General features: G+C 40.6%; 10 protein-coding genes. 2 read left to right on the top strand and 8 right to left on the bottom strand.

The window, feature by feature from the left end; all coding sequences use genetic code 11:
- Positions 1-2: 2 nt before the first annotated feature.
- The 5 genes from EU510_RS02625 to EU510_RS02605 form a co-directional block, all read right to left on the bottom strand.
- A complete protein-coding gene (locus EU510_RS02625; protein WP_149592131.1) occupies positions 3-2,699 on the bottom strand; it encodes a nitrate reductase in 2,697 nt (898 codons plus the stop codon).
- 29 nt (positions 2,700-2,728) lie between these two features.
- Positions 2,729-4,252, bottom strand: a complete 1,524-nt coding sequence (locus EU510_RS02620) for an FAD-dependent oxidoreductase (RefSeq protein WP_149592130.1) — start codon at positions 4,250-4,252, stop codon at positions 2,729-2,731.
- Between the two features lie 227 nt (positions 4,253-4,479).
- Entirely contained in the window at positions 4,480-5,673 is a 1,194-nt protein-coding gene (locus tag EU510_RS02615) for an alginate export family protein (RefSeq protein ID WP_149592129.1), read from the bottom strand.
- A gap of 9 nt (positions 5,674-5,682) precedes the next feature.
- A complete protein-coding gene (locus EU510_RS02610) occupies positions 5,683-7,440 on the bottom strand; it encodes a bifunctional protein-serine/threonine kinase/phosphatase (protein WP_149592128.1) in 1,758 nt (585 codons plus the stop codon).
- A gap of 13 nt (positions 7,441-7,453) precedes the next feature.
- Complete coding sequence (locus EU510_RS02605; protein ID WP_149592127.1) at positions 7,454-8,923, bottom strand: NarK family nitrate/nitrite MFS transporter; 1,470 nt, start codon at positions 8,921-8,923, stop codon at positions 7,454-7,456.
- 288 nt (positions 8,924-9,211) lie between these two features.
- Between EU510_RS02605 and moeB the strand changes: the two genes are divergently transcribed.
- Complete coding sequence (gene moeB, locus EU510_RS02600; protein ID WP_149592126.1) at positions 9,212-9,970, top strand: molybdopterin-synthase adenylyltransferase MoeB; 759 nt, start codon at positions 9,212-9,214, stop codon at positions 9,968-9,970.
- On the opposite strand, the gene EU510_RS02595 is transcribed toward moeB, so the two are convergent.
- From EU510_RS02595 to modA, 3 genes are read right to left on the bottom strand one after another with little or no spacing between them, the layout of a single operon-like run.
- Positions 9,971-10,999 (bottom strand): ATP-binding cassette domain-containing protein, encoded by a 1,029-nt coding sequence (locus EU510_RS02595; protein WP_149592125.1) that lies wholly within the window; start codon positions 10,997-10,999, stop codon positions 9,971-9,973.
- 1 nt (position 11,000) lies between these two features.
- The gene (gene modB / locus EU510_RS02590) at positions 11,001-11,678 is read right to left on the bottom strand and encodes a molybdate ABC transporter permease subunit (protein ID WP_149592124.1); all 678 of its coding nucleotides are present in this window, start codon (positions 11,676-11,678) and stop codon (positions 11,001-11,003) included.
- The gene (gene modA, locus EU510_RS02585) at positions 11,665-12,366 is read right to left on the bottom strand and encodes a molybdate ABC transporter substrate-binding protein (RefSeq protein ID WP_149592123.1); all 702 of its coding nucleotides are present in this window, start codon (positions 12,364-12,366) and stop codon (positions 11,665-11,667) included. The genes modB and modA overlap by 14 nt, the downstream gene beginning before the upstream one ends.
- A gap of 96 nt (positions 12,367-12,462) precedes the next feature.
- Between modA and glp the strand changes: the two genes are divergently transcribed.
- Positions 12,463-13,680, top strand: coding sequence for a gephyrin-like molybdotransferase Glp (glp, locus tag EU510_RS02580; RefSeq protein ID WP_149592122.1), 1,218 nt, complete (start codon positions 12,463-12,465; stop codon positions 13,678-13,680).
- Positions 13,681-13,734: the final 54 nt, after the last annotated feature.

Genomic DNA, 13,734 nt, shown 5'->3' with positions numbered 1-13,734 from the left:
CTTTACATTACAACCGCAACATCAATGCTGCTAAAACCTGCTTTGTAATGTTGTTTTATTAATTGGCTTAATTGTGTTTTACACGAACCACAGTTCGTTCCACATTTAAGTTCAGACCCCAGTTGCTCGACGGTGTTTGCACCGTTTTTAATGGCGTTTATAATTGGCTGCTCTCTTACTTTAAAGCAGCTACACACTTGCATGCCTTGGGTAAATTCTTCATCTGGGGTTGCATAAAGCAAAGACTGTAACTGTGTAAATGTCAGTAATGGCTCTGCAAATAAATGGTTTATCCACTCAAGTGATATTTCTTTTTGCTCGTTAGAAATAACACCAACGAACGCTAATTGATCGTTTTGAATACACTGCACATGCATGGCTTTTGCCGTATTCATAGCCGACCACTGCCCTTGTAAACCAGTTAAGGTTTGGCAGTAATACAGTAAATCACTTTGTGGCTCATTAAGCGCCAATTGGTAATTAAAGCAATTACTTGCATTAACTTTGAGCCAAAAATCACTGTTTATAACAAGTTCGTTTTTAGCAAACAGCTGCATATATTGCACAAAGGGTGCTTTAACTATATTAACGGCGCCATGTTTACACTCAGCCTGACCAGATAGAGGGTCAACTACCGATTGATACAACCCACTTACTGTAGCGGATGATGCAAATTGCTTATTCCAATGAATAGGCATAAAGCATTCACCTTTTCGCACGGCATCGGTTATTTTTGCATGCGCGGTAACGTGCCCTGTTTGGGCAATTGCATTTATTAAATCGTTTTGTTTAATTGCTAATTTACTGGCATCAAGCGGATTAATTTCAATATACGGCCGTGTAATATGCGATGAAAGCGCAGTGCTTTTACCCGTACGGCTCATCGTATGCCATTGGTCACGTATACGCCCTGAGTTCATTACAAACGGGTAATCACTTGATGTTTTTTGTACCGGTAATTGCGGTGTTATAGGTATAAAACGCGCCTTTTTATCAGCGGTGCTAAATTGGTTATTTGTAAAAACCTGACCATTTTTATAAGGCTCGTTTTTAACAACAGGCCACATAATGGGTTTTAAATTATCATACTGATCTTGTGTGAGCCCAACTAAACCAGAGAGGCTTAATAATCGGCTGCCATTATTTTCAAAGTCGGTTAATTGTGCCCATTCTTCAAAAATGCCACTTGGATCTGTAAAATCAAATCCTTCAAAGCCCATTTTTTTAGCAACATCGCACATAATTTGCCAATCGTTTTTAGCTCCCGAATAAGGCGCTACTAACGGGCGCTGCCTTGATATTCTGCGCTCTGAGTTAGTTACTGTGCCGTTTTTTTCGCCCCATCCGGTTGATGGAAAAGCAACATCGGCAAATTTTAACGTATCACTTTTTGCAATACAGTCAGATACAACCACCAGCTCGCAGGTCTCTAATGCTTTTTTAATAGCGGCGTTATTGGGCAAGCTCACCATTGGGTTTGTAGCCATAATCCACACTGCTTTTATTTTGCCTGCGGCTATGTCATCAAACATATCAATGGCATTACTACCTGCTTTTTTAGCGATCGTTGGCGAGAGCCAAAAGCGTTGTACAAGTGATTGATGCGCTTTGTTTTCAATATCTAAATGCGCCGCTAACTGATTAGCCAAGCCACCGACTTCGCGCCCGCCCATCGCATTGGGTTGCCCAGTAATCGAAAACGGACCACTGCCTGGCTTAAGTAATTTACCTGAGGCTAAATGTGCATTAATAATGGCGTTGCATTTATCTACACCCGAGCTTGACTGATTTATACCCATTGAATAAAAGCTAATCGCACTTGGGCTGTTAGCAAATAGCGTGTAAAACTCAGTGACTTGCTCAATTGCTATATCGCAAAAGTCGCTAACTGCCTCACAGCTCCACTTTTGTGCCTCTTGCAGTGCGCTTTCAAAGCCGTTTGTGTGCTGAGCAATAAATTGCGTATCGAGGTGGCTATGCTCATTTAAATAATTAAGTAAGCCGTTATAAAGTGCGGCGTCACTGCCTGGTTTTATATTTAAAAATGTGTCGGCAAGCTCAGCGGTGTCGGTTTTACGCGGATCAATAACCACTACTTTCATATTTGGGTTAAGCTGCTTTGCACGCTCCATTCGCTGATACAAAACCGGATGCGTCCATGCAGCATTTGAGCCAATTAAAATAAGTAGCTCAGTTTGCTCTAAATCCTCATAGGTACACGGCACTACGTCTTCACCAAAAGCACGTTTGTAACCTGCCACAGCAGATGACATACACAGGCGCGAATTTGTATCAATATTGCCTGAGCCTATGTAGCCTTTCATTAATTTATTCGCGATGTAGTAATCTTCAGTAAGTAACTGCCCTGACACATAAAATGCCACCGCATCAGGTCCGTGTTTTTGTATTACGTCGTTAAATTTATTGGCAACGTGGTCGGTTGCTTCATCCCACGTAACGGCTTGATTATTAATAAGAGGCGACGTTAAGCGATTATCACTGCCTGTTGTGTCGAGCAAATGAGTGCCTTTTACACATAAACGACCAAAGTTTGCGGGATGCTCTCGCATGCCTTCAAGCTTGGTTGGCACATTATTAAAAAGTGAAATATCAACACCACACCCTACACCACAGTAAGCACATGTTGTTTGTTTTAAACTCGTTTTATTTATAGTTGGTGACGTGTTTGCGGTTGTCATACTACTGCTCTCTTTTAGTGTGCTTTAATTTATGCAGGCTGTTTTACAGGCTCATTAAGGGTAACTACATTAATAGTGTTACTTGCTTTAGCGAGTGCGCTGCTTATTACATTTTGAACGAGTTTTTCACACCCTCCACAACCTGTACTGGCCTTAGTGCTTTGCTGCACACCTGCCAAATCTATAAAGCCTTTAGAAACTGATTGTTCAATGGTGTGTTTGGTTACTTTATGACACGCGCAAATAATGGCGTCATCAGGCAAGTCATCGGCCCTTAGCTCTGCTATGTCGCCGCCAAGAGGCATAATGAGCGCTTCGGGAACGGTGGTAAGTTCAATGTCGTTTAAATGATATTGCAGCAAATTATCGTAATCGCTGGTATCGCCAACAAGTACCGCGCCAATCAGCTTATTACTTTGTGAATTGGTGACTATTTTTTTATAAATACCATTGGGTAGATCTTCAAAATAATAGCTTATTGCGCCTTCGCTGCGTGCATGTGCATCGCCAATAGAGCCTACTTCAACACCCATTAATTTAAGCTTGGTGCTCATATCGGCACCACTAAATTCATCGGTTTTATTATCTGAGCCAGTACTTTGCAAAGTACCTTGCTGCGTATCTTGTAAAATATGCCCAACCGCTATTTTAGCCATGGCGTAACCAGGTGCTACTAAGCCAAAAATAAAATTATTCCACAGTGCACATTCACCAATAGCGTATATGTTTTTATCGCTCGTTTGGCAGTGATTATTAATTACAATACCGCCGCGCTCACCTATCTCTAAATTAAACTCGCGGGCTAAATTATCATAAGGGCGAATACCCGCCGAAAATACAATCATGTCGGTTTCAAGGGTTTTACCGCCTTTAAAACACATTTTGTAACGGCAGTTCTCACCCTCTACTATTTCCTCGGTTGCTACCGATGTATGCACAGTAACGCCCAAGTCTGTAATTTTGTTTTTTAGTAACCGACCGCCACCCGCATCAACTTGTACGCCCATAAGTTGCGGTGCAAATTCTATTACGTGAGTCTGTAAACCCAGTTGCTTTAATGCGTTTGCAGCTTCAAGCCCCAGTAAACCGCCACCAATTACCACGCCTACTTTACTGCCGTGGGCTGAGTTTTTTATTGCGTGTAAATCGTTAATGGTGCGATAAACAAGGCAATGCTCGCGATCTTTACCCGGTATAGGCGGTACAAATGGAAATGAACCTGTAGCAAGCACAAGCTTGTCGTATTCAAACAACTCCCCTTTAGCGGTCGTTACAGTTTGCGCATCACGATTTATATCAACCACTTTAGAATGAGTATGAAAGCGTACTTGCCAATCGTCATAGGTTTTATTACATGTAAGTGCGAGGTCGTCTGCGGTTTTGCCTTTAAAAAAAGACGATAGCTGCACGCGGTCATACGCTAAACGGTCTTCACCGCTAAGTACTGTAATTTCAAATTGCTCATCAGCTTGATTTTGAGAAACTAGCTGCTGCACAAAATGGTGCCCCACCATTCCGTTTCCTACTACTACAACACGCTGCTTGCTTAGCATTTACCCACCTTAAAATGATATCTACTTTAGTGATTGACTAAAGCTAACATCGAATAATTTGTTATAGGATTGTTATAGCAATATGTAAGCCAAATATATAAGCATTTAAAATCAGCAAGTTGCCTATATTGGTGCAGAGGTGAAAAGCATAAAGCCCCACAAGATGGTGCAATTGCACCATCTTGTGTCGCTATAAATTACAAGAGGATTTTAGAAGATAGTGAGGGTTAAAATTTAGCGCTCATCCATACCCACAATTTTTGAGTATCGACTTTATTAGCAGCAGTATCGCCCGCTGAGTAATCAGCGTATTTTACACCTACTGCATATTGTTTATTAATAGGTTTAACGTATTGTACGTTTAGTTCACTGCCTAAATCGTCAACCCCATTTGATTGCTCATTAGCATCAAAACTGTGATAAGCCACCAGCCATTTTCCGTCAAACGCTTTACCGTTTAAGCTTATATAAGTGTCGTCCAAGCCTTGTGCGGGTGTATTTAAAAACGTATCTGTCCAACCATTAAATTTATGTAACGTGGCAAGCGGTGTTGCAAACCCGTAATCGCCATTGTCTGAGCCAAGTGACTCTACGCCGACTTTTAATGTTACTGTTTTTATTCCCAACCCATTTAAATCGACAGCGCCTTCAAGTGCATAGTAATCGGCATCAAAATCACTCACGCCTGTTGAAGCAGACTGCGTTGCATACTCCGCTTTGTAATAAAATTTTATGTCGTTTAGGGTTTTATTACCGTTAAAAGAAACACCATAAGTGTCTAAACTGTCGTCTTGTAGTGCATCGTCACTTAATAAGTAACTGTATAAAACCACTTCACCGTAGTCTGTTTTAAAGCTTGCATTAATTAGATGATCGGACGATTTAATGTCTTTATCGTCAGCAAATATGCGGTTACGCTTATTTAAATAACTGTACTGTAAATCTATGTTATTAAATGCGTAATTAATGGTTGCTGCATCAAAGGTTTGTCTGTCTTGGCGCCAACCTACGTGACCAACAAAACGCTGCCCATCAAGGGCTATTACTTGGCGCCCTACTTTTAGCGATAGGCCATCGCGGGCATATTTAACAAAACCTTGGTCTATTTCAGTGTTTTCTGGGTCTGCAATAACAGAATAATTAGTGTTTTTCCCCACCGTATTGTTGTAATCATCTACGCCCAATAGGCTGCGAGTGTCTTCTACTTCAATAAGGGCTGAAAAACCATTTACCTCATCGGTTTGATGCGTTAAGCGGGCTCTAAGTGTTAAGCCGCTTGCATCTTTTAAAGCATTGTTTTGATCAACGCTTTCAAAACGTAGTCTAAAATCAAGATCAGTTTGCGAAGCTTGGCTTATTGAAGGCGCAGTGAAGCAACCCAGTATAAAAATAATAGGTAAGTTGTTCTTATAGTTAAGCATTTTGGTTCTCTAAGTTTTAATTATTAATACACATACCAAAGCAATAAATAAACACAGCGAAATACATTTCCACACCATAACTGGATCGCGTTTCATTATTGAACTTTTATTAGCGGTACTTTCTAAATAAGGATTAGGTTTGTTGATATCGTTTATAAACTCAGAAAAAGCTTGGTATCTGAGCTCAGGTTTAGGGGCAAGCGCTTTCATAAGGGCTTGATCTAACCAAAACGGAATATCGGCTCTGTATTTACGAATACTTGTGTAATGCCAATGGCTGTAATCTTTTGGCGCTACGTGGTTAAGTGGCAGTGGTTTATAAGGCAATTTTGAGCACAATAACTCGTATGCAATAACGCCAAGTGAAAACAAATCACTTTTAAAATCGGCGTGCATAGTAATAAGTGTTTCGGGTGCGGTGTAGTCGGCAGTGCCTTGCGGGCAATCATCCGCAATTTGTTTAACCGACTCGTCCATAGCTGCAACACTTACTGTGCCGTAATCAATGAGCGTTACTTTTCCGTGCGCATCTATCATTACATTATCGAGTTTTAAATCGCGATGCACCATATCGAGTCGCTGAAACGCCCTTAGTGCATGTACTATTTGTTCAATAATACTGCGTACTTGGGTTATTTCTGGGTGCGGCACGTCGTGCTTCCAATCACTGAGTGTTTGCCCGTCCATGTACTCACAAATATGATACAAAAAACGACTCTGCGATTGCGTACTCAGTACTTTCATCACGTTTAAATGGTTTATGCGTTGCCCTACCCAGCCCTCTCTTATAAAGCCTTGAAGGTAGTGCACATCGTCTTCAAAATTAACCGAAGGTGCTTTTAAAACCACTGGCGGTATATCGGGCGCTTGTTGCACTAAATAAATGTGCGAGCGACTACTGGCATGTAATTTACGAATAACCGTGTAGTCATCAATTTTTTGCCCAACATTAAGCGCAGGTGGGATTTTTCGTCGTGTTAGCGAATGATAAAGCTCATCTAACTTTTGCTCGGCAATATTTTCTACTTTTACCAGTAAACAACTTACGTTGTCGTCACTGCCTCGCGCTAATGCAAGTTCGGTAATTGCTTTAGCTGCATGCTCTAAATTAGTGGGCTCTAAATTAGCGTGCTCATTAATTAATTTAGCTATGTCGCTGCTTGGGAGCACATCGTGTACGCCATCACAGGTTAATATATAAATATCGTCTGCTTTTAGGTCAACTTCGTATACATCTATTTCTTGATGAAGTTGTGCGCCAAGTGCACGCGTTAGCGTATCGTTTACTTTGTGATCCCGTGTTATCGCCTCTATTTTATTTCCTCGCAAGCGAGTAATACGCGTATCACCTAAGTGAAATATATAACCCGTTGCCGACTTTAAAATAAGTGCTGTAAAAGTCGTCATCCAATCGGCTTGGCGCTGACCTAAGTGATTGTAATTAACCGATTGCGAATAAAGCCACTGATTTAAACTTGCTAACACCTTCGACACTGACTTTTTAACCGCCCAACTTTCGGGGGTATTTAAATACTCATTTATAAAATGAGTAACCGAAAGTTGAGACGCTTGTTTAGCATTTTTTGCTGATGAACACCCATCGGCTAAGCAGGCAATAACGCCTTTAGACTCTTTTTCTTGCGCTTTGGTATTGAGAGCAGCAAACGCATCTTGGTTTTCTGCTTTTAACCCTTTAGCGCTGTGCCCGCCAAATGAAACATTGAGTTCATTTTCAAGCGCTTTAGCGTGGTGTGTTTCATCAAACATAGTCAATAATGCCTTAAGTCACTGAAATAAGTTCAACGGTGCCGTCTTCATTTACTTCGGTAATATGTCCATCTGGTTCTTTCATAAAAAACAGTGCAGCTAGGCCAAGTAATGCACTACCCGCAATAATGAAAAAGAAGGTTTGATAATCAACAAGTGACAATGCCGTTAAGTAAACTACTGCACCAACATTACCATAAGCCCCTGTCATACCTGCAATTTGCCCAGTTAAACGACGCTTAATTAGCGGTACTGCAGCAAATACAGCGCCTTCACCTGCTTGCACAAAGAACGAACATGCCATAGCCGCAACAACTGCAAGCCATAAAGGCCAAGATGCATCAACCAAGCCCATAACAAAATAACCAACAGCAAGACCCGTTGTAAGTACAATAAGTGTTATACGACGACCTAATTTATCTGAAATCCAACCGCCACCTGGACGAGAAGCTAAATTCATAAATGCGTAAGCAGAGGCTAAAATACCCGCGTACACCATATCAAGACCAAACACATCCATAAAAAACAGTGGCAACATAGATACAACCGCCAGCTCAGAACCAAAGGTTGTAAAATATAAAATATTTAAAACAGCTACTTGCTTAAACTCATAACGATGCGACTCAGGTACAGGCTCTTTAAAGATATGACCATTTACGTCAAAGGTTTTATACACTTCGTAAATATAAAGCAGAACTAAAAAAGCATACACGGCAAGTACAAAATTAGCCGAAATTAGGTTAGCACCGGTTGGTGAAAGCTTCCAAGTAAGTAATGCTAATGCGCCGTACATAGGAATTTTCATAATAAGCAACAATACAAAGTCGCCTTTACTGGTTACTTCCATTGCGCCTACTTTTTTAGGTTTAAAGTATGTACCGCCTTTTGGTGTATCGGTTACATTTAAGTACCAAATAATACCAAATATAACGCTTAATACCCCCGTTAAACCTACTGCGTAACGCCAACCATCTTCGCCACCAAACATAAGTGCAATAATTGGCAGTAACATAGCCGCTGCTGCTGAACCAAAGTTMCCCCAACCGCCATAAATACCTTCTGCTATGCCCAACTCGTTAGCTGGAAACCATTCACTCACCATACGAATGCCCACAACAAAGCCTGCACCAATAAAACCTAGCGCAAAACGCGCTATTGCGGCTTGCTCAAATGTGGTTGCCATAGCAAACATAAAACACGGAATACTACAGGTAATAAGTAGTGCCGCATAAACAATCCGAGGGCCAAATTTATCGGTCAGCATACCCACCACAACACGGGCTGGAATAGTTAACGCTACATTTAAAATTAGTAATGTTTTAACTTGTGCCATGGTAATACCAAGCGAGCCCGCAATTGCACCTAATAAAGGAGCATGGTTAAACCATACAAAAAATGACACAAAAAAGACCATCCAACTCAGATGTAATACTTTCATTTTTCCTTTGAAGGATATTAAGTTAAATCCAGAACTCGGTTGCATGTTTATTTCCTCGTAAACGTATTATTGTTTTGTAAATGCCCCACTCTTTTATATGAGTAGTTGCCCAATTTTTGTTAAATTTTAGTTAACCCAATACAGCAATTACTGAGCCACTAATTAAAAACCATATATTTCAGTTGGTTATATGTATTTATTTTTTTAATGCGTTATAGTTGCACTATATGAGTGAGGGGATATGGGCTGTTACAGTGCAAATAAAAAGCGTTACTACTTGCTCTAGGATTTAACAACTTGGTATTGTTCAAAAAAAGTATGAGAAGTTTGAAAATGCAAAAAACACCGCTAACTTACCAGCAGCAACTGCGCTATTCTCGGCACATTATGCTCCCGCAGCTTGATATAGACGGACAAGAGCGACTATGGCAATCGCATGCTTTAATTATTGGTGTGGGTGGGCTTGGGTGTGCAGTAGGTCAATACTTAGCGGCATCTGGCGTTGGCACGCTTACCTTAGTTGATAACGATGAAATAGACGTGACCAACCTGCAAAGGCAAATACTCTATAAAGAAAGTGATATTGGTAGCTCAAAATGCTGTGCTGCTAAAAAACAGCTCAGCGCACTTAATAGTGAAATAAATATAAATACCATAGAGGCATTTTTTGATGCAAGTACCTCTACAGAACAATTATTTAATAACATTGATATAGTGATTGATTGCTCAGATAACCTAGCAACGCGCAATGCACTTAATAGCGCCTGTTTTAACGCTAAAGTTCCGCTAGCGTCAGGCTCTGCAATACGTATGGAAGGACAAGTCGCGTGTTTTACTATGGATGAAAACAGCCACTGTTATGGTTGTTTATCGCAATTTTTTAGTGAACAAACACAAAGCTGCTCTGAATCCGGCGTACTCTCCCCTATTGTGGGGCTAATAGGCAGTATTCAGGCAACTGAAGCGCTAAAAATGCTTGCTGGTTTGCCAAGTGGTTTAAGCGAGCACTTATTGCTGGTGGATGGTTTAAGCATGGAGTTTAATCGTTTTAAAATAGCTAAAAACAGTCAATGTGCGGTGTGCAGCATTTAGTTATTCTAGATTACTGATTGTTGTATAAAGCACATCGCCCACTTTAAAGTCGTTTTTGTCCCACAATCGTCTTGAAGCCAAGCAATACAAAGTTTGCCCATCTACATTAAGCGTTAGCTGCCACTTATTATTAATAAGCTCAGCCTGAATTAATACCGACCTTAAAACATTACTGTGCGTTGTTTGCTCAGGCTTTAACGCACTAAACGACATTTGCTCACTTTCTATAATTAGCTTATTACTGCTATCTACAAGTGCAGGAAGCACAAAAAGCGGTTGCTCACTTTGCTGTAATTGCAGTTGATATAGCCCGTAGTCTTCATCAAATTTAACCACATCGTAATTAATTAAGCTCAGCGGTGTTTGCCTATCGTTTGCGTAAATAGCTTTTGCAACGTGCGCACTTGCACCTTGGTTTATCACCTTACCTTTATCAAGCTGAATAAGGGTATCGCAGCAAAATAGCAGCTCTTTTAATGAGTGACTTACTATTATAAATTTAATATTAAACTTAACGGCTAACTCATTGAGTTTAGTAAGCGTTTTAAAACGCAATGACCAATCAAGCGCACTAAAAGGCTCATCGAGCATTATAAATTTTTGACCGGCAAGCAAAGTGCGCGCAAATACTACACGCTGGCGCTCGCCACCCGATAAGCTTTGTACATCGCGATTTAGTAAGTCTTGTAATTCAAGTGTTTTAACAACGTATTGAAGCGTTAAGCTGGTTTGTTTATTCCCGCAGTGTTTTTGTGTAAACGCTAAATTACCTGCCACATCTAAATGAGGAAACAACGGACACGATTGCAACTGAAGCGTAATACCGCGTTTATCGCTTGGCAACTCATGCACTGGCTGATTATTAATATGAACACTTTTTGCAGGCTCTAAACCGCTAATACAACGCAGTAATGTTGACTTACCTGAGCCAGAAGGCCCGTAAACACCGAGTACATTAAACGACTCAAGCTCAAGGTTTATATCTAAATCAAAATTATTGAGTGCTTTAAAAAGGCTTAACTTAATCATGTTATTGCTTAACCCCAACGATGCTTTTATTAAACTTAAATAACAGCACTAAACAGGCAAACGAAATTGCCAGTAAAATAAGTGAAAGCTGATGCGCCGCCGTATAATTTAATGATTCAACATGGTCGTAAAGCGCAATAGACACCACCTGTGTTTGCCCCTGAATATTACCGCCAATCATTAATACCAAACCAAACTCACCCAATGTATGCGCAAAGCCTAAAGCAAATGCGCTACCAATACTGGGTTTTAAAAGCGGAATAATTAAATGCACAAAGCGTTTAAACGGGCTTAACCCAAGCGCAATGGCAGCTTCGTTATAGGTTTGATTAATATGCTTAAACCCAGCCACAAGAGGCTGCATTACAAAAGGCAGCGAATAAAAAAGCGAGCCTATAACTACGCCCTGAAAACTAAACGCAAGCTGCGTACCCGTTAGCCAAAACCAAAACTGCCCAAAAACGTGATCAGGCGAAAATAAAACAAGTAAATAAAACCCTAATAACGTAGGCGGTAGCACTAAAGGCATTGCAATTAATGCCTCTAAAAATGGTTTAAATTTACCGTTATAGCCAGCGAGCTTGTAAGCCACTGGAATACAAAAAACAAGAAGGAGCACTGCGGTTATAAAGGCAAGTTTTATAGTTAACCACAGTGCGGTTAAATCACTTTGAAGCATTGTTGTCCTTTATTCTGTAACCTAATTCAATTAACTGCTGCTGCGTAGCGTCCATCATTAAAAATTGCATAAGTTGCTTAGCGCTAGCATGCTTTTTAGTTGAGCTAATAATAACACCTTGTTGAATTATATCGGGATATTGATTGGTAGGCAGCACGGTATAATCTAAATATTTTTGATCTCGCGTGTTACTGTAAGCCGCCTTTAGCGATGATACAGCCACCAGCCCTACTCCTACATTACCACTTTGCACAAACTGAAACGCATGCGTAATATTATTCCCGTACACATAATTTATTGGTTTTTTAAAATGGTTATTAGCGTAATGCTCTGAGGCACGTCCGTATGGTGAAAAACGCGGATTAGCAATGGCTACTTTATCATTTACTTTTTCAGCTTTTGGTTGCCACAAAGCAAGTTCGCCTAACGCGTAAGTAATTAAACTGCTTTGCTCGGCATAGCCTTCTTTAATAAGCGATTGCGGGCGAAAATCGTCAGCTGATAAAAACACATCAAATGGCGCGCCATGCACTATTTGCGAATATAAAACACCGCTAGAAGCGGCTGATATTTTCACGTCAACATTAGGTAATGGGGATTTTTTTAGTAGGGTTTGCAATACAGTTTTAAAATTACTTGCTACGGCTACTTGCAGCGTTTCTTTTGCGTTTACGCTGCACGAAAACATGCATATCACACACAAAAAATAACCCAACCATGTATTGTAAAGCTTTGACATTATAAGTATTGTTTCAAAATAAAATGATTTAAGTAAGCAATATATATGAACGATGTTTGCAATGCACCCGGTTTATTACCAATTGAAACTGCAATACAAAATATACTTGGCACAATAACGCCTATTAAAGACGTTGAAACCATTTCTATAATGCAAAGTGTTGATCGCGTTTTAGCAAGCGATGTTAAATCAACTATAAACGTACCCGCTCATAACAACTCTGCAATGGATGGCTATGCGCTGTGTATTTCAGATAAAAGCTTAACCTACACACAAGTAGGTAGTGTGTTTGCAGGTCAAGTTTTTGAAGGAACGCTTACCCCAGGGCAATGCGTAAGAATAATGACCGGCGCCGCCATTGCACCAGGCGCTAACGGCGTTGTAATGCAAGAAAATGCCTCGGTTGATGGTGATAAAATTACGTTTACCGCGCAACCAAAACTAAACGAAAACGTGCGTTTTGCTGGCGAAGATATTGCGATAGACGACGTTATTTTAAAAGCAGGTGATAAATTAAAAGCCGTTGATGTGGGATTACTTGCGTCTTTAGGAATTGCCAATATAGACGTGGTAAGAAACTTAAAAATAGCCGTACTTTCTACAGGTGATGAGCTAATTGAACCTGGTCAGCCGCTTAAACAAGGCGCTATTTTTGAAAGCAACCGCGCTGTTATTATTAGTGCGCTGCAACAAAAAAATATAGACGTGCTTGATTTAGGAATTATCCCTGATGATAAAGAACTCATCACCAATACATTTTTAAAAGCGAACGAACTTGCCGATGCCGTAATAAGCTCAGGTGGTGTATCGGTTGGTGAAGCCGACTTTACCAAAGAAGTGCTCAACGAAATTGGCAATATTCACTTTTGGAAAATAGCCATGAAACCAGGCAAACCTTTTGCCTTTGGTAAACTAGCTAACAGTTACTTTTTTGGCTTGCCAGGCAACCCTGTGTCGGCTGCTGTTACGTTTAATCAGTTAGTAGAGCCTGCACTGCAAAAGCTGTCGGGGCTTGGTGACGTAAATCCTAAAATGCGCTTTAACGCGGTTACTACATCCGTTATTAAAAAGCGCCCAGGTAGAGCTGACTTTCAGCGCGGTACAGCAACAATTAACGAGCAAGGTGACTTGGTGGTTGCCCCGTTTAATAAACAGGGCTCGGGTGTACTTTCGTCGCTTAGTAAAGCTAACTGCTTAATTGTAGTGCCAGCACAAAGCGGCAATATCGAAAAAGGCGCAACAGTAAGCATTGAGTTGCTATAAAGCCTAACATGCTACAGCTAACTTTATAATTTAGCTGTAGCACGATTGCAAACC

The organism is Pseudoalteromonas sp. FUC4 (assembly GCF_008370255.1).
Lineage (GTDB): Bacteria > Pseudomonadota > Gammaproteobacteria > Enterobacterales > Alteromonadaceae > Pseudoalteromonas.
The sequence above is the reverse complement of the archived record's forward strand: the minus strand, read 5'-3'. Positions and strand labels throughout refer to the sequence as shown.